Below are 21010 nucleotides of genomic sequence, written 5' to 3'. Positions count from 1 at the left end.
ACCCCGCGGTCGGATAACGACCGCGGTCAGATAGCGGTCGCGGTCAGTCAGCGATCGGCAGATAAACGCGGTTGCCCGCCGCCGCGAACTCCTTCGACTTCTCCGCCATGCCCGCCTCGGGGTCGAGGGCCAGGTCGCCGCCGTGCTCGCGCCGGATGTCCTGAGAGATCTTCATCGAACAGAATTTCGGCCCGCACATCGAACAGAAATGCGCGGTCTTCGCCGGCTCGGCGGGCAGCGTCTCGTCGTGGAAGGCCCGCGCCGTCTCCGGGTCGAGGGCCAGGTTGAACTGGTCCTCCCAGCGGAATTCGAAGCGGGCGTCCGACAGCGCGTCGTCCCACTCCTGCGCGCCCGGGTGCCCCTTGGCGAGGTCCGCGGCGTGCGCGGCGATCTTGTAGGTGATCACACCGGTCTTGACGTCGTCCCGGTCCGGCAGCCCCAGGTGCTCCTTGGGCGTGACGTAGCAGAGCATCGCCGTGCCCCACCACGCGATCATCGCGGCGCCGATGCCGGAGGTGATGTGGTCGTACGCGGGTGCGACGTCCGTCGTCAGCGGGCCGAGCGTGTAGAACGGCGCCTCCTCGCAGATCTCCTGCTGGAGGTCGATGTTCTCCTTGATCTTGTGCATCGGGACGTGGCCCGGGCCCTCGATCATCGTCTGGACGTTGTGCCGCTTGGCGATGGTGTTGAGCTCGCCGAGCGTCTTCAGCTCGGCGAACTGCGCCTCGTCGTTGGCGTCCGCGATGGAGCCGGGGCGCAGGCCGTCGCCGAGCGAGTACGTCACGTCGTAGGCCGCGAGGATCTCGCAGAGCTCCTCGAAGTTCTCGTAGAGGAACGATTCCTTGTGGTGGGCCAGGCACCACGCGGCCATGATCGAACCGCCGCGGGAGACGATGCCGGTCTTGCGGCGGGCGGTGAGCGGGACGTACCGCAGCAGCACGCCGGCGTGCACGGTCATGTAGTCGACGCCCTGTTCGGCCTGTTCGATGACCGTGTCCTTGTAGATCTCCCAGGTGAGCTCCTCGGCCTTGCCGTCGACCTTCTCCAGGGCCTGGTAGAGCGGCACGGTGCCGATCGGCACGGGGGAGTTGCGCAGCACCCACTCGCGCGTGGTGTGGATGTTACGGCCGGTGGAGAGGTCCATGACGGTGTCGGCGCCCCAGCGGGTGGCCCACGTCATCTTCTCCACCTCCTCCTCGATGGAGGAGGTGACCGCGGAGTTGCCGATGTTGGCGTTGACCTTCACCAGGAACTTCTTGCCGATGATCATCGGCTCGATCTCCGGGTGGTTCACATTGGCCGGGAGGACCGCCCGGCCGGCCGCGATCTCCTCGCGGACGGTCTCGGGAGAAACGTTCTCCCGGAGGGCCACGTACTCCATCTCCTCGGTGATCTCACCGCGGCGGGCGTACGCGAGCTGGGTGACGGCCTGTCCGCCGCGCCCCCGGCGGGGCTGGCGCGGGCGGCCCGGGAAGACCGCGTCGAGGTTCTTCAGACCCCCGCGCGGCGACGTGTGCTTGATGCCGTCGTCCTCCGGGCGCATCGGGCGCCCGGCGTACTCCTCGGTGTCACCACGGCCGATGATCCAGTTCTCCCGGAGCGGCTGGAGGCCGCGCCGGACGTCCGTCTCGATCGCCGGGTCGGTGTATGGGCCGGAGGTGTCGTACAGCTGCACGTCCTGCCCGTTGGTGAGGTGGACCCGCCGAACCGGAACCCGAAGGTCCGGACGCGAGCCGGTCACGTAGTCCTTGTGCCAGCCGATCTCCCGGCCGGATTCGGACGTGCGTGCATCCTGCGAGGTCATGAGACCAGAACTCCCTACGCCGGCATTACCCGGTAACAGGTTCGGCGGTCGACGCAGCGGTCTTCCGTACGGCTCTCCGTACGGAGGTCAGCGCCCTCTCAGCCCGGTGCTCCGAGCTCCCGCGATTGCAAAGGTGCCACCACGCTAGCGCCTCTCCCGTCCGGAGGGCCAGGGGGGCTTGCGATGATGCGGGCGTGACCCCCACGGACCAGCATTCCCCCGCGCATCCCCACGAGCCCGGCCCCCAGGCCGCGCACGAGCACCCGCCCTCCCCGGCGCACGGCCACGGCCACGCTCACGCACACAGCCATGGCCATGGCCATGGCCATGGCCACAGCCACGGTCACGGCCCCGCCTCCCCCGTCTCCGCCCACCTGCGCAAGGTGATCGGCGCGATCCTCATCCCCTTCGCCGCCGCGGTGCTCACCGGCCTGTTCGTGCTGTGGCCCGGCGGCGCGCCTCCGCACGAGCACTCCGGGCTCGGCCTCGACCAGAAGACGGAGTCGGGCCGTGTCGTGAAGATCGAGGAGCTCGACTGCGCGAAGGCGGGCGCGCAGCCGCAGCAGCCGCCGCCGGGTGCGCAGGGCGGCCCGGGGGGACCGCCGCAGGCGAAGGGGCCGTGCGAGAAATCGGAGATCGAGGTCACCTCGGGCCCCGACAAGGGCCGGACGTTCACCGAGCTCGTCCAGCCCAGCGCCTCCCGGCACTACACGGTCGGCCAGGAAGTCATCCTCGCGTACGCCCCCAAGGCGCCGAAGAACCTCCAGTACTCGGTCACCGACGTGAACCGGACGCTGCCCATGGCGATACTCGCCGCGGTGTTCGCCCTGGCCGTCGTGGTCGTGGGCCGGCTGCGCGGGGTCTTCGCACTGATCGCGCTGGTGATCAGCTTCGGGGTGCTCACGCTGTTCATCCTCCCGGCGATCCTCCAGGGGTCGGATCCGCTGGTGGTCGCCGTCATCGGCGGCAGCGCGATCATGCTGATCGCGCTCTACATGTGCCACGGCCTGACCGCCCGGACGTCCGTGGCCGTGCTCGGGACGCTCACCTCGCTGATGCTCATCGGCCTGCTGGGCTCGCTCTTCACCAGCTGGGCCCATCTGACGGGCAACACCGACGACCAGACCGGGCTCGTGCACGGCCTCTACCCGGAGATCGAGATCCGCGGCCTGCTGCTCGCAGGGATCATCATCGGCTCGCTCGGCGTGCTCGACGACGTGACGGTGACGCAGACCTCCGCGGTGTGGGAGCTGAAGGACGCCGACCCGAGCGCGAGTTGGCGCAAGCTCTACGGGGCGGCCATGCGCATCGGCCGGGACCACATCGCGTCGGTCGTGAACACGCTCGTGCTGGCGTACGCGGGCGCCTCGCTGCCGCTCCTGCTGCTGTTCTCGATCGCCGACAGCGGGGTCGGAACGGTCGCGACCAGCGAGATCGTGTCCGAGGAGATCGTGCGGACGCTCGTCGGCAGCATCGGGTTGGTCGCCTCGGTGCCGGTGACGACCTTGCTGGCAGCCCTCGTTGTCAGTGCCGACCGGCACAATGCGAGTACGGGGACAGGTGCCCGCACGGGCACCGGCACGGGTACCGGCGCGCGGGCGGGCGGGCGCGGCAGGTCGAAGGGGGGCAGGCGCCGCCGCGCCAAGTGACCGCGCGGCGCCGGGCGGGGCGCATCGCACGAGGGGGGAGCCGCAGGTGATCGGGGAACAGGGCAGGGTGACCGGCACGGTCGGGCCGGGGCTGGTCGGCGAGGTGATGGTGCGGGTGCGCGGCGGGGCCGAGGCCTTCCTGGCCTACGCGGCGGAGCCGGGGGAGCGGATCGAGCGCGGCACGGTGGTGGTGATCATGGAGTACCAGCCGCCGCGCACGGTCTATGTGGCGTCCGTCTACGGGTGATGACGGGGAGCCTGCTTACGGGTGGGGCAGCCGGGGCAGAAGGGGCATGAGGGGCGTTGCGCCGGCCCCATAACGGTGCCGTGTCACGCCCGTGCACACCTCTCGTATCAGGACCGTGCCAAGCCGTGTCCGGGTCTTCACCACCGGCTCGCGCGGGAGCACACTTTCGAGCTCGGGCCCCGTCGCGGGGCCCATAAGGGGGGCTGGACGCATGCTCATCGGCGTCGTGGCGGGGGTTGTCCTCGTCGCTGTGGCCATCGTGGTCGGGCTGTTCAAACTGATGTGGCGGGTTGCCGAGCCCAATGAGGCGCTCGTCATCTCCGGTTCTAAGCACCGCACCGAGGGGCTGGAGGAGGGGATGGGGTTCCGGATCGTCACGGGGCGGGGGACCCTCGTGCTGCCCGGGGTCCAGGTGGTCCGGAAGCTGTCGCTCGACCTCAACGAGGCCGATCTCCACGTGGATTGCGTGACCAAGCAGGGCATCCCCCTCAAGGTCCACGGTGTGGTCATATTCAAGGTGGGCGACGACTTCGTCTCGATCGCCAACGCCGCCCGGCGCTTCCTCGACCAGCAGAAGTTCATGGGCGAGCGGGTGCACAACGTCTTCGCGGGCCATCTGCGCTCGATCGTCGGCGGCCTGACCGTGGAGGACATGATCCGCGACCGGGAGCGGCTGACGGGCGAGACCCGCGCGGCCTCGGGCACGGAGATGGAGAAGCTCGGGCTGATCATCGACTCGTTGCAGATCCACGAGATCCAGGACCCCACGGGCTACATCAAGAACCTGTCCGCGCCGCACGCCGCGGCCGTGCAGCGGGACGCCCGGATCGCCCAGGCCGAGGCCGACCGGCTGGCCACGGAGGCGGAGCAGCAGGCCGCGGCCCGGATGGCGCAGGCCCAGCGCGACTCCGAGATCCTCCAGGCCGGCTATCAGGCCGAGCGGGACAGCGCGGCGGCGAAGGCGCGGCAGGCCGGGCCGCTGGCGGACGCCGCGGCCCAGCAGGAGGTCGTGGTCCAGGAGACGCGGGTCGCCGAGCTGGCGGCGCACCGGCGGGAGCAGCAGCTCCAGGCGGACGTGCGCAAGCCCGCGGACGCGGCGGCCTACGAGAAGCGCACCCTGGCGGAGGCGGAGCGCGATGCCCGTATCTCCGCGGCCCAGGCGAAGGCCCGGGAGACGGAGCTGGCCGCGGCCGCCGAGGCGACGCGCGTGAAGGCGGCCGCCGGCGCCGAGGCCGAGGCCACCAAGGCGCGCGGTGCCGCGGCGGCGGATGCGACCCGGGCGACGGGTGAGGCCGAGGCGGCGGCCGCGCGGGCGAAGGGTCTGGCGACGGCCGAGGCCGCCAAGGCGCGCGGCCTGGCGGAGGCGGATGCGATCAAGGCACGGGCGGCGGCCCTGGCGGAGAACCAGGAGGCGGTGGTCGCGCAACAACTGGCCGAAAAGTGGCCCGAGATCGTACGTGCGGGGGCTGAAGCCTTCGGAAACGTTGACCACATGGTGCTGCTCAACGGGGCCGACGGGATGTCGGAGATGTTCGCGAAGGCTCTGACGATGGGCGGTACGGGGCTGGGCCTGGCGCGGCAGCTGCTCGGCTCCATGGGCACGGCAGGAGCGGCGGGCGCGGCGGACGGATCGGGCGCGCCCGGGGGGAACGGCCTCGGTGTGCCCGGTGCCGGACAGGCCGGCGGGAACGGCGGCCCGGGGGAAAACGGCAGCTCAGGGGCGCTGGGGGCCGGGACGGCGCCGAAGGGCGCACCCCCGCGCGCTGAGCGGGTGCCGGTCCGGGACGAGGGCGGTGCCGGCGGAGGCATGCCGGGCCGCTAACCGGCGTTCTGCCCCTCGGTGTTGCCGGCGAGGATGTTGTCGAGCGCCGCGGCGAGGTCGTAGTCGAAGTCGGCGACCGACCGCTCCTCGCCGAGCGGGGCGATGCGGTCGGTCCGGTCGAGGAACGCCACGAGGGGCGCCGCGCCGGCCCGGAACAGGGCCCCTTCGGAGCCCACTTGCAGCCGGATGAAGACGTCCGAGAGGTGCTCGGCGGAGGCGGGGGCGATGTGCACATCGCCCTCGCCGGACGGCTGACTGAGCCCGTCAAGCAACAGCTCCCGTGCGAATGCCCAGGTCACGGGCGCGTCGCCGGGAAGGTGGAAGGTGAACTTCACCGCGTAGGGATCACTGCTGTCGTAGTCCAGTCCCACCGGGATCCGGAAGGACAGCTCCTCGGAGACGAGGAAGGTCATGATCACTTCTGCCTGCACCGTTTCACGCATCGCCCAATGCCCCGTATTCGTCGTTTTGGCCGGGATTGGCTCCTCGCATCCCTGAACGCCATCGCTCGACGGCATCCACAGATCACGAGGAGTGAGTCTTCAGCTACCGATAGAGATCGAGACTGAGCTTACGAGCTCTATGACTCTGGAGCGTAGCGACTCGACTACGGGGCGGAGTCGTTCCACGGGATTCAGGGCAGAGAAATTGCCAGAGCCGTCAACACCGGTCCGGGCGGCGACCGGAAGGACGGCTCTCGGAGGGCCGGGCGCTGACCGGCTACCAGTCGCTCTTCGACGAGGACGACGACGTGAACTTCTTGACGACGAAGATCAGCCCGCCGACGAGCGCGACCAGCAGCAGCGCCTTGAAGACCAGCGCTATGACGAAGCCCAGCACGCTCATGATCAGGCTGCCGAACACCACGAGGACGAGCGCCGGCACGGCGATCCACTTCACCCACCAGGGCAGTCCTGCGAAAATCCCCTTCTCGGCCATGTCGTTCGTCCCCTGCTTTCCGCTTCGTGGTTCCGGAGCCCGACTGCTCCGGCCTTGATTCGATGCTAGGACGGGCAGGGGCCCGGACGGGGCCCCGCAGCCCCTGCCGACCCCTGAACGTCCCCCTACGGGTTCCCGGGGCGGACCCTCAGCTCTCGGGGGGAGAGAAGACCACCAGAACCCTCAGAGGCTCGCTGACGTGGTGGAAGCGGTGCGTCTCCCCGGCCGGTACGTACACCACGCTCCCCCGCCCCACCTGCGTCGTCTCCTCCCCCACGGTGATCGACGCCCGGCCGCTCATCACCACGTACACCTCGTCCTGGGCGTGCGGGGTCTGCGGGTCCATCTGCCCCGCGTCGAGCGCGTAGAGCCCGACCGACATGTTCCGCTCGCGCAGGAACTGGAGGTACGCACCGTCGTTCGCGAGGCGCTCACCCTCCAGTTCATCCAGCCGGAAGGCCTTCATCTACCGTCCACCTCTTGCCGCTCCTCGTCCGTGACCGGTCCGTGCGCCGGCCGCCGACTGTGCTGATCCGCGCCGGACCGGGCGCGTCTGCAACGATCTCACCATGAAGAATTTCGTAGTCAAGACGATCGCCAACGCGGCGGCCCTGGCGGTCGCCATCTGGCTGCTCAAGGGCATCACGCTCTCCGGTGAGAACACCGCGCGCAAGGTGCTCACGCTGATCCTCGTCGCGCTCGTCTTCGGCGTGGTCAACTTCATCGTCAAGCCCGTGGTGAAGCTGCTGTCCTTCCCGCTGTTCATCCTTACCCTCGGCCTCATCACGCTCGTGATCAACGCGCTGATGCTGTTGCTGACCTCGTGGATCGCCAAGGAGCTGGGGCTCGCCTTCCATGTCGACGGGTTCTGGAACGCCCTGATCGGCGGCGTGATCATCTCGATCGTGGCGTGGGCGATGCACGTGATCCTGCCGGACGAGAAGGACTGACCCGGCGACGGACGACTCGGCGGACGTCTCGGCCGACGACGCAGCGGACAGCGCGACAGACGACGCGGCGGACGACGGACCGAACGAACGGAACAACCGTTACGACCGGAACGAACGGACGAGGACGAAGAAGGAGCAGCCGATGACAGGCGACGGCACCCGGGCCGTACGAGCGGGCCTGCCGGAACCGCGGGCGAACGAGCCCGCGCTCCCCGGCCCGGCCTTCGCCGCCCACTACCACCTCCCGGGCGAGGTCTCCGGCCCGTACACGTACGGCCGGGAGGCCAACCCCACCTGGGCCGCCCTGGAGAGGGCCATCGCCGCGCTGGAGACCCCGGACGGCCCCGGCCCGGCGGCGGAGGCGGTCGCCTTCCCCTCCGGGATGGCCGCGATCTCCGCCGTGCTCTTCTCCCAGCTGCGGCCCGGCGACACGGCGGTCCTCCCCTCGGACGGCTATCAGCTGCTGCCCGCGCTGCGCGACCGCCTGGAGGCGTTCGGCGTCGCCGTGCGCACCGCCCCGACCGCCGGGGACGCACAGCTCGCCGCGCTGGACGGGGCGCGGCTGCTGTGGCTCGAATCGCCCTCCAACCCCGGCCTCGACGTGTGCGACATCCGCCGCCTCGCCGACGCCGCCCACCGCCACGGCGCGCTCGTCGCCGTCGACAACACCCTCCCCACCCCGCTCGGCCAGCGGCCCCTCGAACTGGGCGCCGACTTCTCCGTAGCCAGCGGCACCAAGGCCCTCACCGGCCACGGCGATCTCCTCCTGGGCTACGTCGCCGCACGCGACCCACGGCTCACCGCGGCCGTACGGGACTGGCGCAAGGTCGCCGGCGCGATCCCCGGCCCGATGGAGGCCTGGCTGGCGCACCGCTCCCTGGCGACACTGCACCTGCGCGTGGACCGGCAGGCGGCCACCGCGCTCGCCCTCGCCGAAGCCCTGCGCAACCGGCCCGAAGTGACCGGCCTGCGCCACCCCGGGCTGCCCACCGACCCCGCCCACGCGCTCGCCCTGCGGCAGATGCGCGGCGGGCGCTTCGGCTGCGTGGTTTCGTTCGTCCTGCCCGGCCGGGTGCACGCCGAGCGCTTCCTGACCGCCCTGCGGCTCGTCGACGAAGCGACAAGCTTCGGCGGCGTGCGGTCGACGGCGGAGCGGCGCGGGCGGTGGGGCGGCGACGCCGTGCCGGAGGGGTTCATCCGCTTCTCGGTGGGCGTCGAGGACACGGCGGACCTCGTCGCGGACGTGCTCGCGGCGCTGGATGAAGCGGCCCGTCCGTAAGGCGAAGCGACCCGCAGACGGAACGGCCCGTCCCCGTAAGGACGGCTCGAGTCTCCCCCCTCTTGACTCGAGCCGTCGTGGCCGGACGTGCGACCCCCCGCACGAATGACCACCCGGTCAAGGCTAGTTGACTCTGCGTCAGTGTCCAATCACACCGGCGACACAGCCCTATCGACTTATTTATAGTTCCCCTACGGCCGGCAAGCACCGAGTCAGGGGAGACGGCATGGATCTGGCCCTGCTGCGCACGTTCGTCACGGTGCACCGGGCCGGGTCCTTCACCCGCGCCGCGGCCCTCCTCGGTCTCTCCCAGCCCGCCGTCACCGGCCAGATCCGCACGCTGGAGACGCAGTTGGGCCGCCCCCTCTTCCTCCGTCTGGCCCGCGGCGTGCGCCCCACCACCACCGGCGAGGAACTGGCCCACAAGATCGCGCCGCACGTCGACGCACTCCTGGAGATCACCGAGGCGGGCATCGACGAGGTGGAGGGGACGCCGAACCGGACGCTCCACCTCGCCGGCCCTCCCGAGTTCACCGGCCTGCGCGCCCTCCCCGCGCTCACCCCCCTCATCGCGCAGGGCCTGACCGTGCGCGCCGCCCACGGCACCTCCGACGAGCTCTTCGAGAGCCTGTCCGCCGGCCACCACGACCTCGCGATCACCACCGCGCGCCCGCGCGGGCGGCTGCTGACCGCCACCCCGCTCTGCGACGAGGAGCACGTCCTCGTCGCGGCGCCGCGCTGGGCGGCGCGGCTGGGCGGGCCGGCCGTCGTGCGCGACAAGGGCGTACGGGCCCTGGAGCACCTGCCCGTGGTCGAGGTCCACGAGACCCTGCCGCTCGTCACCCGCTACTGGGCCGCCGTCTTCGACACCGAACCCGTCGCCTCGGGCAGCGTCGTCGTCCCCGACCTGCGGGCCGTCCTCTCCTGCGTCGCCGCGGGCGCCGGGATCGGCGTGCTGCCCCGCTACCTGTGCGCGGACGCCCTCGACACCGGCGAGCTCGTCGCCCTCCTCGACCCGCCCGTCCCCCCGCTGCGCACCTATTTCCTCGTCGTACGGACCGGCACACTGGCCCACCCGCACCTCGCCCGGGCACACGAGTGGCTGCTGCGCGCTGCCGTTTCCTGGTGAGAAAGGGTTGCCGCCAGGGGTTTCACCGACCGCCCTACGCGGCAGATGTCCCCTATGACCGAACGTCCAGTGGTCAAGCGCACCGCCCGCGCCATCCTCCTCGACAGCGGCGGCGATCCCGGGCCCCACGCCGCCCTGGAGATGATCCTGATCAAGCGCACCAAGCCCGGACAGGCGCCGTACTGGATCACGCCCGGCGGCGGCATGGAGCCGGAGGACACCACGGTCGTCGCCGCGCTCCACCGCGAGGTCGACGAGGAGCTCGGCGCCAAGGTCGTCGACGTCGTCCCCGCCTTCGTCGACACCGTCACGCACTCGCTGCACCACGCCGCCCACGGCGTCAAAGTGCAGCACTTCTTCGTCTGCCGGCTGGCCTCCATGGACCTCTCGATGCGCCACGGCCCCGAAGTGGACGAGCCTCGCGGGACGTACGAGGTGGTGCGGATCCCCTTCACGCGGGCCGGAATCGCGTCGGTGGAGCTGGTGCCCCCGTCGCTGCGCGCCTACCTCGACGCGAACATCGAGGGCGTACGGGCGCTGCTGGCGGACGACCTGGGGTAGCCCCTAAGACACCGTTTCTGATGGCTGTTCGCGCTCGTTGGTTCATGCGTGGTGAGCCTTGCCGAGCGGCTGGTGCCGGACGAGTTGTGGGAGCTGTTCCGGCGGGTGGTGCCGCCGACGGAGGTGATCCGCCCGCAGGGCGGGGGTAAACGGCGGGCCGAGGACCGTGAGGTGCTGACGGCGATCATCTTTGTTGCAACTTCGGGCTGCACCTGGCGGCAGCTGCCGCCGGTGTTCGGCCCGTGCTGGCCCACGGTCTACCGGCGCTTCGCCCAGTGGAGCCGGGAGCGGGTATGGGCCCGGCTCCATCGCGTCATCCTCGATGAGCTGGGCGCCCGCGGTGAGCTGGATTGGTCTCGCTGTGCGATCGACTCGGTGAGTATCCGGGCCGCAAAAGGGGGCCGCTGACCGGACCGAATCCGACCGATCGCGGCAAGAACGGATCGAAGGTCCACCTGCTCACGGACCGGAAGGGGCTACCTCTATCGCTCGGAATCTCAGCCGCTAATCTGCACGACAGCCAGGCGCTCATGCCGCTCGTTCGCGGTATCCCGCCGATCCGCTCCCGGCGCGGCCCACGACGGCGCCGGCCCGGCAAACTCTATGCCGACAAGGGATACGACTACCGCCACCTGCGCAGATGGCTCCGCTCGCGCGGCATCACGCACCGCATCGCACGCAAGGGCATTGAACCCTCTCACCGGCTGGGCCGGCACCGGTGGGTCGTGGAGAGAACCGTGTCGTGGCTGGCGGGCTGCCGACGTCTGCACCGCCGCTACGAGCGCAAACCGGAGCACTTCCTGGCCTTCGTCGGCATAGCGGCAGCCCTCATCGGCTACCGCCGGCTCACCTCGTGAAGCCGGGAGCTACCCGCGTCGCCGGATCACAGCAGTCCCCGCGTCCAGGTCGACACCCGTGCGCGGCGGCGCGCCACCGTGCACGTCATCCCTCAGCACCAGCTCCACCTGCCGCTGCTCGATCTGCACCCGCTTGTTGGCATTCATGAACGCGTGCAGCTCCTCGGTCACCGTGGCCCCCAGGCCGACACCGCCGTGCGGAGCGCGCGCAGCCAGCCGGCGGCACAGCCAGGACGGACGCCCCGATCGCAGGAGCACGTACCGGACCGAGGCGAACATGAACGGCACGATCACCAGCACAGTCATGAACAGCAGACCCGCCATCATCACCATGACCGGCCAACGCCCCGGGCTGGCACCACAGTTCCCAACAGGCGCTCACTGGGCCGAGCCTGTACCTTGACCTGCCCTACTGGCCATCAGAAACGGCGTCTAAGTCCCTAAGTCCTCTTCCTTCACAACTGGTCCCTCTTCCTTCACAGCCCTCTCAGCGCGGTGCCGCCGCCATGAGGCCGCCGATCTCGTCGTGGCGGATGCGGTGGGAGGGGATGCCGATGCCCACCAGCGTGTCCACACCGCTGCGGATCATCCCGGGCGGGCCGGAGAGGTAGGCGTCGTAGGCGGGCCAGGGCCCGTACTGGCGCACGATGGCGGGGAGTTCGCCGCACAGGCCGCGGGTGGGGCCGTCGGAGACGACCGGCCGCACCGACAGCCAGTTGTGCGCCCGCTGCAACCGCAGCATGGTGTCGATGTCGTAGAGGTCGCCGGCGTGGCGCGCACCGTAGAAGACCTCGACGGGGCGGCAGCGGCCGTGCTCGGCGACGTCCTCCACCAGCGCCTTGATCGGGGCGATGCCGGTGCCGCCGCCCAGGCACAGCAGGCCGTTGTCAGTGCTGTGGTCCACAATCATGGAACCGGCGGGGGGACCGAGCCGCAGGACATCGCCCGGGCGGGCGCGGTGGACGAGGGCGCCGGACACCCAGCCGGCGGGCACGGCCTTGACGTGGAAGGAGAGCAGCCCGTCCGGACGGGGCGCGGCGGAGAAGGAGTAGTGCCGCCACACGCGCGGCCACCAGGGGGTTTCTAGGGTCGTGTACTGACCCGCGAGGAAGGGGTACGGCTGGTCGGGCCGTACGGTCACGACGGCGATGTCCGGCGTGCGTAACTCATGGCGGACGATCTCGCCCTGCCACCAGGCGGGGGACTGCTCCTCGTCCTCGGCGGCCGCGTCGATCATGATCTGGGAGATCGCCGTGTAGGTGCGCACCCAGGCGGCTTCGGTGGCCTCGTTCCAGGTATCCGGGGCGTAGCGGCTTAAGGCGGCGAGCAGGCACTCGCCGACGGCGGGGTAGTGCTCGGGCCGGGTGCCGTACTTCCTGTGCCCGCGGCCGAGCCGGGAGAGGTAGGCGGTGAGGGTGGCGGGGTCGTCCGCGTGCCGGGCGGCGGTCAGCAACGCCTTGAAGAGGCGGTCGCGCTGGGCGTCCATGGCCACGGGGAAGAGGGCGCGAAGATCGGGGTTCTGTATGAACAGCAGCGCGTAGAAGTACGAAGTGGCCTTGTCAGCCACGGGTTCCAGCTCCGCCAGGGTGCGGCGGAGGGCGTACGCGTCGGGGGACGGCGCCGCTCCGGTCGCGGGGACGGGGTCCGGAGCGGGGCGGAACCCCTGGTCGGGCGGCGGCTCGGCCGGGCGCTGGTGTTCGTGCGCCTGTCGCTGTACCTGCGCCCGTTTCTGTACGTGCGCCTGTCGGTGTTCGTGCGCCTGTTGCTGTTCGTGCGCCCGCTGCCGGTCGTGCGGGGGAGGAGGGGGAGGGGCGGGGGCGGGGGGAAGAGCCGGGGGAACGGCCGGGGCATGGGCCCCGGTTCCGTCCGGCGGCTGCGTGGGGGTGAACCAGCCCCGGTCGCTTCCTCTGCCGTGCGGGCCGCCGTCGGCCGACCTGGTGGGAGCGTCCATCATCGTCTCGCCTCGAACATCTCTCGGTCCGTCCTCGCGCTTCCGTCCTAGCCGGAAAGCGCGCGCGATTCCCCGCTCTGCTCATGGGTCGCTGTTCAGGCTGCGCAGCTTGCCATCTTCTGTGCGGGCTTCGCGCGAATCGCGGGAAGTACGAGTGATGCAGGCGGTGTTGGGGCTAGGATCGACGACTCTCCTGCCCATCGACCACTCCCCTGCCCACGGAGACCGACCTCAGGGGCGGGCTACGAGGCGGCGCCGACGAGTTCGTACGCCTCTCTGAGGTCCCGGCCCGTATACGCGTGGACCGCGATGTCCCGTACGTGGTGGTCCGCGTTCACCGCCACGGAGACCGGGACCGCGGAGAACAGCTGAGAATCCGACATCGAGTCCCCGTAGGCCACGCAGTCGGCGCGGGTCAGGCCGAATTCCGCACAGAGCTCGTCCGCGATCCTCACCTTCGCCCCCGCGTCGAGGATCCCCGCCGGGTCCACCGGATCCCGGAACGGCACCGTCGGCCAGAGCGAGCCGTGGGCCGCGTCGGCGCCCCAGGTCAGCAGGCGCTCCACGAAGAAGCCGGGGGACAGTGAAATCACGGCGCACCGCTCGCCGCGGGCCCGGATCTCCGCCCATACGTCGCGGATCCCGGCCATCCAGGGAGCCCCGTCGAAGGCCGCGGTGATGTGTTCCTCGGTGAGTTCCCGCCACAGCTCGCAGGCGAGTTCGGCGAAGCGCGGCGGGTCGAGCTCGCGGGCCGCGAAGGCCCGCTCCAGTTCGGCGATCTCCGGCTCGACCCCGAGCTGCCGGGATATCTCGATCGCCGCCGCGGACCCGTGCATGAGGGTCCCGTCCATGTCGAACAAATGCAGTCTGCTCACGGTCCCCGAGCGTAAGCGGCCCGGCACCGGAGGACACGCGAATAGTGCGCGGCCGGTGCCGGGCCGGTGCGCCGGCCTGCGCTTACGGTGCACCGGCCGGTGCGGGGCGGTACAAGACGATGCAGGGCGATGCGGGGCGTCAGCCGCCCAGTACGGCCTCGATCGCGGTCAGGGCGATGCCGTGGTCCTGGTCGGGCGCCCCGCCGCCCACGCCGATCGCGCCGACGAGCCGGCCGTCACGGTGCAGCGGCACTCCCCCGGCGATGAACAGCAGCGGGCGGTCCAGGGCCGTGGGCAGGGTGTGGAAGAGCCCGTCGGGGCGGACGGCGTCGACGAGGTCACGCGTCGGCGCGTCCAGCTGGAGCGCGGTGAAGGCCTTGCGCGTGCTGGTCTCCCCCGCGATCAGCACGGCGCGGTCGTCCCGGCGGAAGGCCAGCAGGTGACCGCCGGCGTCGAGGACGGTCACGGCGATCCGTACGCCCTGCTCGTCCGCGGCCCGGCGGGCGGCGGCGACGAGCGCATCGCCGTCGTCCGTGGTGAGGGGGAGGACGGGGGTGGCAGTGGCGGACGTGGTCACGGAGTTCTCCTAGTGGTGCGTGGTGCTGTCGTGCTTGGTGCTGTCGTGCTTGGTGTTGCGGTGAAGAGGCACGGGGGGATGAGGTACGGGGAGAGGTGCCGGTGCGGCCCCTGCGGAGTTACGAGTACTGCCGTTCCGGCGCGGGCTCCTGCCGCGCCACGATGCGCCCGCCCCGCATCCCGTCCCGGGCTCCCGTGCGGCGCTCCAGCGCCATGGAGAGGAGGGCCAGGAGGAGCGCGGAGCCGGCCATGGCCGCGCCGACCCAGTTGGGCGCCGTGTAGCCGAAGCCGGCGGAGATCACGAGGCCGCCGAGCCAGGCGGCGATCGCGTTGCCCAGGTTGAAGGCGCCGATGTTGGCGGCGGAGGCGAGGGTGGGGGCTTCCGCCGCCTGGTCCAGGACGCGCTTCTGCAACGGCGGGACCGTCGCGAAGCCCATCGCCCCGATCAGCGGGACGGCGATCACCGTGGCGATCTTGCTGTGGGTCGCGAGCGGCAGCAGCGCGAGGACGATCGCGAGGCCGGCGAGGGCCGTGAGCAGCATGGGCATCAGCGCGCGGTCGGCGTACCGGCCGCCGATGAGGTTGCCGGCCACCATGCCCAGGCCGAAGAGGACGAGGAGCCAGGTGACGGAGGAGGCGGCGAAGCCCGCGGCCTCGGTCATCGTCGGCGTGAAGTAGGTGGTCATGGTGAAGACGCCGCCGAAGCCGAGGACGGTCATCGCCATCGCGAGCAGGACCTGGGGGTTGCGGAAGGCGGCCAGTTCGCCGCCGATCCGGGCCCGTTCGGGGCGGGGCTGGCGCGGGACGAGCGCGGCGATGCCGAGGACGGCGAGCACGCCCAGTCCGGCGATGAGGAAGAACGTGATCCGCCAGCCGGCGCTCTGGCCGACCATCGTGCCCATCGGCACACCCACCACGTTGGCCACCGTCAGCCCCGAGAACAGCATCGAGAGCGCGGCCGCCTTCTTCTCCGGGGCGACGAGCCCGGCGGCGACGATCGCGCCGATGCCGAAGAACGCGCCGTGCGCGAACGAGGCGACCACGCGCCCGGCCAGCATCACCGAGAAGACGGGGGCGGCGGCGGAGATCGCGTTGCCGGCGACGAACAGGCCCATCAGGCCCATCAGCATCGCCTTGCGCGGCACCCGGCTGCCGAGGATCGCGAGGATCGGGGCCCCGATCAGGACGCCGAGCGCGTAGCCGGTCGTCAGGTAGCCGGCGGTCGGGATGGAGACGCCGAAGTCGTCCGCGATCTCCGGGAGCAGGCCCGAGGTGACGAATTCGGTGGTGCCGATACCGAAGGCGCCGATGGCGAGCGCCAGCAGTGCGAGGGGCATGACAGGGGTCCTTCGGGGAGGGGGAGGGGGGATCCGGCCCGCGGTCCGGTCCGGCGGAGGGATGGAGGGGCGGACGGATGGCGGGAATCCCGTGGGCGATCTCGTTGCGATCGACCCTTACCGGCGTAGACAATAATTGCCTGCGCCGATACTTGCAAGCGCGGGCTATTGCGGATGGGAGATATCCTGGTCGGTGACGACACGCGTGTGCGGTGTCAGAAGGAGGGCCACCCATGTCCCGCACCCCGGATCCCGCTCTGCTCGGCCTGGCACAGGGCTGGTGCGCACTGTCCGCCCTGCACGGCCGGATCGAAGCGCACATCGAGCGGGCGCTTCAGGCCGCGCACGGCCTGAGCGTGCGCGAGTTCTCCGTGCTCGACGTGCTCAGCAGGCAGCACAGCGGCGAGGGCGGCCACCTGCGCATGAACGAGGTCGCCGAGGCGGTCGTGCTCAGCCAGAGCGCGACGACGCGCCTGGTCAACCGCCTGGAGGACCGCGGACTGCTGACCCGCTACCTCTGCCTCACCGACCGCCGGGGCATCTACACCGACGTCACGGAGGCGGGCCTCGCCCTCCTCGACCAGGCCCGGCCGACGAACGACACGGCGCTGCGCGAGGCCCTCGACGAGGCGTCTAAGCGCGAGGAGCTGGCCCCGCTGGTCACGGCCGTGAAGTCCCTCGCGCCCGCCTCATAGCTGAGGAACCCTCGTAGCTGCGGAATACCTCGCGCCCGCTCCGTAGCTGATGGGATCCCTCGCGCCCGCTACGTAACAGCGCCCGGCCTCGGGTCTACGAGCGGGCCCTGGCCCGCTCCCGGTGCGCCTTCTGCCGGCAGGCCGCGCCGCAGTAGCGGGCCGGCCGGCCCGTACGCGCCGGGGCCACCGGGCCTCCGCACACCTCGCATTGCGTTTCGTTACGTCGGGCGGACGGAATGGCGGGCAGTTTCGTTACGCGACGGCCCGGACGGAGGCTGTCGCACGCCAGCGCCGTCATCCGCCCTTGCGGCACGCCCGGAGCGCGCCGCTGCTCCATCGACAGACAGCCCATGAGCAGGGCCATCAGGTCGTCGATGGTCACGTCCTTCCGTACGGCATCGGCCTGTTGGGCACGCCGCAGCAGGACGCCGAGGGCTTCCCGGAACGCCTCCTCGACACCGGGAGAGGGCTCGAAACGCCCCTCCAGAGCGTCGCACAGTGCCTTGTTCCGCACGGTCAGCCGTATGACCGCCGAAAGGTAGCGGTAGAAGACCGTCCCGGCGTCTTCGGTATGCGCCAACTCCCGTGCCGTGTCCGTGAAAAGCACGATCCTGTCGCTCACCGCCGCCCTGAACAGGGCTTCCTTGGAAGGGAAATGACGGTAGACGGTGCCCGTACCGACGCCTGCGCGGCGCGCGATCTCCCCGAGCGGCACCCCCAACCCGCCTTCCTCGAAGGCCGATCGGGCCGCTTGGAGGACCAGCGCACGGTTGCGCCGGGCGTCCGCGCGCAGGGATGCGGAGGCCTGAGAAGGCAGCAGTGAGTGGCTGCGCTCTGCCATGCGAGTACGCCTCCGGAGGCCGGGAAACGAAACGGGTTGCTGGTTCCGATTTTATCCGGGCGTATGAACGAGGGTCCCGACACGCCATACCGGGGCAAATCAAAAGAAGTGGGAAAAGACGAGCAGGAGAGAGAACTCAAAAAAGGGCCGCCGCCGGTGCACGCAGCACCGACGGCGGCCCTTGGCACGCCGGAGAACCGGGGGTCAGCCCGGGATCACCGCATCCCATGCCTCCCCCGCCGCGGCCGACGCCGCCGCGGCATCCGCGACCGGCACGCCCAGCGCGCGCAACCCCTCGCCGAGCGCCGCCAGCGAGGCCAGGACGACCTCGCGGTCCGCGTCGAGGCCGTAGTGGTTGACGCGGATCATCTCCTTGGCCAGCGGCCCGGCCGCCGCCTGGACGGGCACCGAGGCATCGGCCGCCAGGGCGGCGGCCACCACATCGCGGGCGTCCTTGCCGTCAGGGGCGCGCAGGGTCGTGGCGACGGGGGCGGCGTCCTCGTCCCGGACGACGTACGGGGACAGGCCGCCCAGGGCCCGGACGCCGGCGCGCATGGCGGCGGCAGCGGCGCGGTGACGGGCCATGACGGCCTCCAGGCCGTCCGCCTCGATGCGGTCGGCGGCCTGCTCCAGGGCCAGCATCTCCAGCTGTGCGGGCGCGTGCGGCAGGGCCGTGCGGCCGCCGTCGATCCAGCGCTCCTTCCAGTCCAGCAGGGAGAGGTACGAGCGGCGCGGCGCCTGCTCGTTGGCGGCGATGCGCTCCCAAGCACGGGCGCTGACCGAGACGACGGACACGCCGGCCGGGCCCGCCATGGCCTTCTGGCCGCCGATGACGCACAGGTCGACGCCCCACTCGTCGGTGAGGAGCGGCTCGGCGCCGACGGACGCGACCGCGTCCAGCATCAGCAGCGCGCCGTGCGCGCGCACGGCCTCGCCGATCGCTGCCACGGGGTTGGTGTTGCCCGTCGCCGCCTCGGCGTGCACCAGGCTGACGAAGTCGATCTCGGGGTGCGCGCGCAGCGCCTCCGCGACCTGCTCGGCGCCGACCGCACCGCTGAACGGCGCCGAGATGGTGATCACCTCGGCGCCGCAGGAGCGCAGCCAGCCGCCGAACGTCTCGCCGTACGGACCGGTGATGATGTTGAGCGCGGTGCTGCCGGGCCGGACGGCCGAGCGAATCGCGGCCTCCAGCGGCAGCAGCGCCTCTCCCTGCATCGTGACGACCGTCTCGCGCGTGCGCATCAGCGACGCGATCTTGTCCTCGATGCGCGCGAAGTGACCGGCGCCCAGGGGCGCGAGGTCGAGCAGGTCCGGTGCGTCCGGTGCGATGTTCGCAGTCACGGTGCCAGTGCCTTCCGGGTGTCGCGCCGGGTGTCCGGCGCCCGCCAATCTCCCCATGACCCTACGTCCGCACCCGGTTCCGCGCCGACCGTCGTCCACAGGACCGGACGGACAATCCGATTACTCCTGCCTGCCTCCGATCACCTCTGATCACTGCCCTCGGACACCTGCTGCCGGACTCCCTCCGCCGCGCGCCAGCCGGCCGCGTCCACGCCGCCCGGCACCGCGTCCCCCGCCCCGTACGGCTCGCGGGTGAAGACGAACGTGCCGAGGTCGAGGTGGCTCACCGCGCCCTCCGCCGTCCGCACCGCGGTCAGCGTCTCCCCCGCGTAGTACTCGTCAAGCCCCGTCCACGTGCCGTCCTCCTCCGGGCGGAAGCGCGAACCGCGTCCGCCCGAGCCCGACGGCGCCAGCTCCAGGGCCCCGCCTGCGCACAGCCGCAGCGTGAACGGGGCCGCACCCCAGTACCAGGAGCCGGTCAGCTCCAGGTGCTCGTCCTTCACCTCGGAGAGGGGGCGCCAGGGCGCGGGGATCCGCGGTTCGAGGTCGGCGACCGTCGCCAGCAGGTCCGCCGCGACGCCCACGGCCTCGAAGCAGGAGGTGCGGTTGGCCAGGGCGACGCCCGCGATCCCGTCCCGCGGGCTCACCAGCAGCGCCGCCACGAAGCCCGGCATGGTGCCGATGTGGCCCACGAGCGTCCGGCCGTCGTTCTGCATCACCTGGAGGCCCAGCCCGTAGCCGGACTGCCCCGGCGCACGCGAGCCGCCCTCCGGTGTCCGCATCTCGGCGAGCGTCGCCGCGGACAGCACCTGCCCGCCCCTGCCCGTCCCGTACGAATCGCCCCTGCCCGTCCCGTACGAACCACCCATCAGGAAGGCCGCGAAGCGGCACAGGTCGGCGGTCGTGGACCAGAGCTGCCCGGCGGGCGCCATCCGCCCGGTGTCCACCGCGGGCTCGGGAAGGAGGACGTCGGCCCAGGGGTGCACGGCCCAGCCGTCCGCATGGGGCGCGCCGGGGGTGAGGGTCGTCCGGTCCATGCCGAGCGGTTCGAGGACCTCGCGGCGCAGCACGTCGTACCAGCTCTCCCCTCGGATCCGCTCGACCAGGGCGCCGAGCAGCGCGTAACCGGGGTTGGAGTAGTGGTGCAACCGCCCGGGAGTGTGGAGCTGGGGGTGGTCGCCGAAGAGGTCGGCGAGCCCGGGGCGCAGCGCGCCGTCCGTGCGCTCCCACCACGGCCCGCGCGCCTCCGCCGCGAGCCCCGAGGTGTGCGAGAGGAGCTGGGCGACGGTCGCGTCGCCACCCGCCGGGGTGTCGAGGTACGCACCGATCCGGTCCTCCAGCTTCAGCAGTCCCTCGTCACGCAGCCGCATCACCAGCACTGCGACGAAGGTCTTGGTGATCGAACCGATGCGGTACTGGACGTCCTCGGCCTGTGCCCCTCCGGGGAGTTCACCGCGGGCCGAGCTCCACACCAGGTGCCCGTCCCGCATCACCGCCCCCGTCATCGACGGCGCGCGCCCCTCGGACTGGCCGGTGGCGAGGCGGTGAAGGAGCGCGCGGCGGGTGGCCGGCAGCAGCTCGGCGTCTTCGTACGGAGCGTCGATCATGTCCGCACCCTAACCAGCCGTGTCCGCGCCGTCGCCGGCTTCCGCCTCTGGTGTTCTCGCCGGCCTTCCGCCTCTGGCGTTGACGTCAGCGTGAAGGTTTACGGTCATGGCCATGCGCATCGGGGAACTGGCCCGGCAGGCGGGCACCACCACCCGCACGCTGCGGCACTACGAGGAACTCGGGCTCCTGCCCGCGCGCCGCACGGGCAACGGATACCGCACCTACGACGACGGCGACCTGCGGCTGCTCCAGCAGATCCGCACGCTCCAGGACTTCGGCTTCGGCCTGGAGGAGACCCGCCCGTTCGTGGACTGCCTGCGCGCAGGGCACCCGGCCGGCGACGCCTGCCCCGCCTCCCTCGACGTCTACCGCCGCAAGCTCGCGGAGCTGGACGACTGCATCGCGGACTTGCAGCGGATCCGGGCTGAAGTGGGCACCCAGCTCGCCCGCGCCGAACTGGAAGCGGCGGCCGACGTCCCCGGCGGCCCGCCGCCGCTGTGCGCTTTCGCCCCACCGTTCGAACACGAAAGGGAACCCGGAACGCCATGA

22 protein-coding genes are annotated in these 21010 nt (G+C 71.4%); 10 read left to right on the top strand and 12 right to left on the bottom strand.

The window, feature by feature from the left end; all coding sequences use genetic code 11:
• Positions 1-43: 43 nt before the first annotated feature.
• Positions 44-1804 (bottom strand): phosphomethylpyrimidine synthase ThiC, encoded by a 1761-nt coding sequence (gene thiC / locus D7231_RS11475; protein ID WP_120755055.1) that lies wholly within the window; start codon positions 1802-1804, stop codon positions 44-46.
• A gap of 194 nt (positions 1805-1998) precedes the next feature.
• Between thiC and D7231_RS11470 the strand changes: the two genes are divergently transcribed.
• The 3 genes from D7231_RS11470 to D7231_RS11460 all read left to right on the top strand — a co-directional run bounded on the left by D7231_RS11470 (position 1999) and on the right by D7231_RS11460 (position 5522).
• Entirely contained in the window at positions 1999-3453 is a 1455-nt protein-coding gene (locus tag D7231_RS11470; RefSeq protein ID WP_120755053.1) for a YibE/F family protein, read from the top strand.
• 46 nt (positions 3454-3499) lie between these two features.
• Positions 3500-3700 carry a hypothetical protein gene (locus tag D7231_RS11465; protein ID WP_120755051.1) on the top strand — a complete coding sequence of 67 codons (201 nt, stop codon included), beginning with the start codon at positions 3500-3502 and terminating at the stop codon, positions 3698-3700.
• A gap of 211 nt (positions 3701-3911) precedes the next feature.
• Positions 3912-5522 carry an SPFH domain-containing protein gene (locus tag D7231_RS11460; protein WP_120755049.1) on the top strand — a complete coding sequence of 537 codons (1611 nt, stop codon included), beginning with the start codon at positions 3912-3914 and terminating at the stop codon, positions 5520-5522.
• Here D7231_RS11460 and D7231_RS11455 read toward each other — a convergent pair.
• From D7231_RS11455 to D7231_RS11445, 3 genes are all read right to left on the bottom strand, one after another.
• Positions 5519-5965 carry an SsgA family sporulation/cell division regulator gene (locus tag D7231_RS11455; protein WP_030366799.1) on the bottom strand — a complete coding sequence of 149 codons (447 nt, stop codon included), beginning with the start codon at positions 5963-5965 and terminating at the stop codon, positions 5519-5521. The two genes, D7231_RS11460 and D7231_RS11455, sit on opposite strands and share 4 nt — an antisense overlap.
• 277 nt (positions 5966-6242) lie before the next feature.
• Entirely contained in the window at positions 6243-6461 is a 219-nt protein-coding gene (locus tag D7231_RS11450; RefSeq protein WP_120755047.1) for a DUF5326 family protein, read from the bottom strand.
• A gap of 148 nt (positions 6462-6609) precedes the next feature.
• On the bottom strand, positions 6610-6927 hold the full coding sequence (locus D7231_RS11445; protein ID WP_120755045.1) for a cupin domain-containing protein: 318 nt from the start codon (positions 6925-6927) through the stop codon (positions 6610-6612).
• A 103-nt stretch (positions 6928-7030) separates the two neighbouring features.
• On the opposite strand from D7231_RS11445, the gene D7231_RS11440 reads away from it, so the two are divergent.
• The 5 genes from D7231_RS11440 (at position 7031) to D7231_RS11420 (ending at position 11237) form a co-directional block, all read left to right on the top strand.
• Positions 7031-7411 (top strand): phage holin family protein, encoded by a 381-nt coding sequence (locus tag D7231_RS11440; protein ID WP_120755044.1) that lies wholly within the window; start codon positions 7031-7033, stop codon positions 7409-7411.
• A 142-nt stretch (positions 7412-7553) separates the two neighbouring features.
• Positions 7554-8690: a cystathionine gamma-lyase gene (locus D7231_RS11435; protein WP_120755042.1), complete on the top strand. Its 1137-nt coding sequence runs from the start codon at positions 7554-7556 to the stop codon at positions 8688-8690.
• 226 nt (positions 8691-8916) lie between these two features.
• Positions 8917-9819 (top strand): LysR family transcriptional regulator, encoded by a 903-nt coding sequence (locus tag D7231_RS11430; RefSeq protein WP_120755040.1) that lies wholly within the window; start codon positions 8917-8919, stop codon positions 9817-9819.
• 54 nt (positions 9820-9873) lie between these two features.
• Positions 9874-10380, top strand: coding sequence for an NUDIX hydrolase (locus D7231_RS11425; RefSeq protein ID WP_120755038.1), 507 nt, complete (start codon positions 9874-9876; stop codon positions 10378-10380).
• 48 nt (positions 10381-10428) lie between these two features.
• A protein-coding gene (locus D7231_RS11420) for an IS5 family transposase (protein WP_416385427.1) occupies positions 10429-11237 on the top strand; the annotation gives its coding sequence in 2 pieces (ribosomal slippage) (positions 10429-10783 and positions 10783-11237; 810 coding nt in all).
• Between the two features lie 9 nt (positions 11238-11246).
• On the opposite strand, the gene D7231_RS11415 is transcribed toward D7231_RS11420, so the two are convergent.
• From D7231_RS11415 to D7231_RS11395, 5 genes are all read right to left on the bottom strand, one after another.
• Positions 11247-11570: a DUF6191 domain-containing protein gene (locus D7231_RS11415; protein ID WP_120755036.1), complete on the bottom strand. Its 324-nt coding sequence runs from the start codon at positions 11568-11570 to the stop codon at positions 11247-11249.
• A gap of 154 nt (positions 11571-11724) precedes the next feature.
• Complete coding sequence (locus tag D7231_RS11410; RefSeq protein ID WP_120755580.1) at positions 11725-13188, bottom strand: globin domain-containing protein; 1464 nt, start codon at positions 13186-13188, stop codon at positions 11725-11727.
• A 242-nt stretch (positions 13189-13430) separates the two neighbouring features.
• Complete coding sequence (locus D7231_RS11405) at positions 13431-14063, bottom strand: HAD family hydrolase (protein ID WP_120755034.1); 633 nt, start codon at positions 14061-14063, stop codon at positions 13431-13433.
• Positions 14064-14202: 139 nt separating this feature from the next.
• A complete protein-coding gene (locus tag D7231_RS11400) occupies positions 14203-14640 on the bottom strand; it encodes a GlcG/HbpS family heme-binding protein (RefSeq protein ID WP_120755032.1) in 438 nt (145 codons plus the stop codon).
• A gap of 118 nt (positions 14641-14758) precedes the next feature.
• A complete protein-coding gene (locus D7231_RS11395; RefSeq protein ID WP_120755030.1) occupies positions 14759-15976 on the bottom strand; it encodes an MFS transporter in 1218 nt (405 codons plus the stop codon).
• A gap of 233 nt (positions 15977-16209) precedes the next feature.
• Here D7231_RS11395 and D7231_RS11390 point away from each other — a divergent pair, with 233 nt between their 5' ends.
• Positions 16210-16671, top strand: coding sequence for a MarR family winged helix-turn-helix transcriptional regulator (locus D7231_RS11390; RefSeq protein WP_120755028.1), 462 nt, complete (start codon positions 16210-16212; stop codon positions 16669-16671).
• A gap of 94 nt (positions 16672-16765) precedes the next feature.
• On the opposite strand, the gene D7231_RS11385 is transcribed toward D7231_RS11390, so the two are convergent.
• The 3 genes from D7231_RS11385 to D7231_RS11375 form a co-directional block, all read right to left on the bottom strand.
• Complete coding sequence (locus D7231_RS11385) at positions 16766-17512, bottom strand: TetR/AcrR family transcriptional regulator (RefSeq protein ID WP_120755026.1); 747 nt, start codon at positions 17510-17512, stop codon at positions 16766-16768.
• A gap of 204 nt (positions 17513-17716) precedes the next feature.
• On the bottom strand, positions 17717-18853 hold the full coding sequence (locus tag D7231_RS11380) for a pyridoxal-phosphate-dependent aminotransferase family protein (RefSeq protein WP_241999654.1): 1137 nt from the start codon (positions 18851-18853) through the stop codon (positions 17717-17719).
• Between the two features lie 140 nt (positions 18854-18993).
• A complete protein-coding gene (locus D7231_RS11375) occupies positions 18994-20460 on the bottom strand; it encodes a serine hydrolase domain-containing protein (RefSeq protein WP_120755022.1) in 1467 nt (488 codons plus the stop codon).
• Between the two features lie 112 nt (positions 20461-20572).
• Between D7231_RS11375 and D7231_RS11370 the strand changes: the two genes are divergently transcribed.
• Positions 20573-21010, top strand: coding sequence for a MerR family transcriptional regulator (locus D7231_RS11370; RefSeq protein ID WP_120755579.1), 438 nt, complete (start codon positions 20573-20575; stop codon positions 21008-21010).

The organism is Streptomyces klenkii (assembly GCF_003626645.1).
GTDB lineage: Bacteria > Actinomycetota > Actinomycetes > Streptomycetales > Streptomycetaceae > Streptomyces > Streptomyces klenkii.
Note: the sequence above shows the minus strand (reverse complement) of the source record. Positions and strands in the feature narration are given on the sequence as shown.

Excerpts from the sequence above, each read along its gene's own strand:
- D7231_RS11370 (WP_120755579.1), top strand. The coding sequence starts at position 20,573 with ATGCGCATCGGGGAACTGGCCCGGCAGGCGGGCACCACCACCCGCACG.
- D7231_RS11450 (WP_120755047.1), bottom strand. The coding sequence starts at position 6,461 with ATGGCCGAGAAGGGGATTTTCGCAGGACTGCCCTGGTGGGTGAAGTGG.
- D7231_RS11390 (WP_120755028.1), top strand. The coding sequence starts at position 16,210 with ATGTCCCGCACCCCGGATCCCGCTCTGCTCGGCCTGGCACAGGGCTGG.
- D7231_RS11395 (WP_120755030.1), bottom strand. The coding sequence starts at position 15,976 with ATGCCCCTCGCACTGCTGGCGCTCGCCATCGGCGCCTTCGGTATCGGC.
- D7231_RS11435 (WP_120755042.1), top strand. The coding sequence starts at position 7,554 with ATGACAGGCGACGGCACCCGGGCCGTACGAGCGGGCCTGCCGGAACCG.
- D7231_RS11425 (WP_120755038.1), top strand. The coding sequence starts at position 9,874 with ATGACCGAACGTCCAGTGGTCAAGCGCACCGCCCGCGCCATCCTCCTC.
- D7231_RS11375 (WP_120755022.1), bottom strand. The coding sequence starts at position 20,460 with ATGATCGACGCTCCGTACGAAGACGCCGAGCTGCTGCCGGCCACCCGC.
- D7231_RS11440 (WP_120755044.1), top strand. The coding sequence starts at position 7,031 with ATGAAGAATTTCGTAGTCAAGACGATCGCCAACGCGGCGGCCCTGGCG.
- D7231_RS11445 (WP_120755045.1), bottom strand. The coding sequence starts at position 6,927 with ATGAAGGCCTTCCGGCTGGATGAACTGGAGGGTGAGCGCCTCGCGAAC.
- D7231_RS11455 (WP_030366799.1), bottom strand. The coding sequence starts at position 5,965 with ATGCGTGAAACGGTGCAGGCAGAAGTGATCATGACCTTCCTCGTCTCC.
- D7231_RS11415 (WP_120755036.1), bottom strand. The coding sequence starts at position 11,570 with ATGGTGATGATGGCGGGTCTGCTGTTCATGACTGTGCTGGTGATCGTG.
- thiC (WP_120755055.1), bottom strand. The coding sequence starts at position 1,804 with ATGACCTCGCAGGATGCACGCACGTCCGAATCCGGCCGGGAGATCGGC.
- D7231_RS11385 (WP_120755026.1), bottom strand. The coding sequence starts at position 17,512 with ATGGCAGAGCGCAGCCACTCACTGCTGCCTTCTCAGGCCTCCGCATCC.
- D7231_RS11460 (WP_120755049.1), top strand. The coding sequence starts at position 3,912 with ATGCTCATCGGCGTCGTGGCGGGGGTTGTCCTCGTCGCTGTGGCCATC.
- D7231_RS11410 (WP_120755580.1), bottom strand. The coding sequence starts at position 13,188 with ATGGACGCTCCCACCAGGTCGGCCGACGGCGGCCCGCACGGCAGAGGA.
- D7231_RS11430 (WP_120755040.1), top strand. The coding sequence starts at position 8,917 with ATGGATCTGGCCCTGCTGCGCACGTTCGTCACGGTGCACCGGGCCGGG.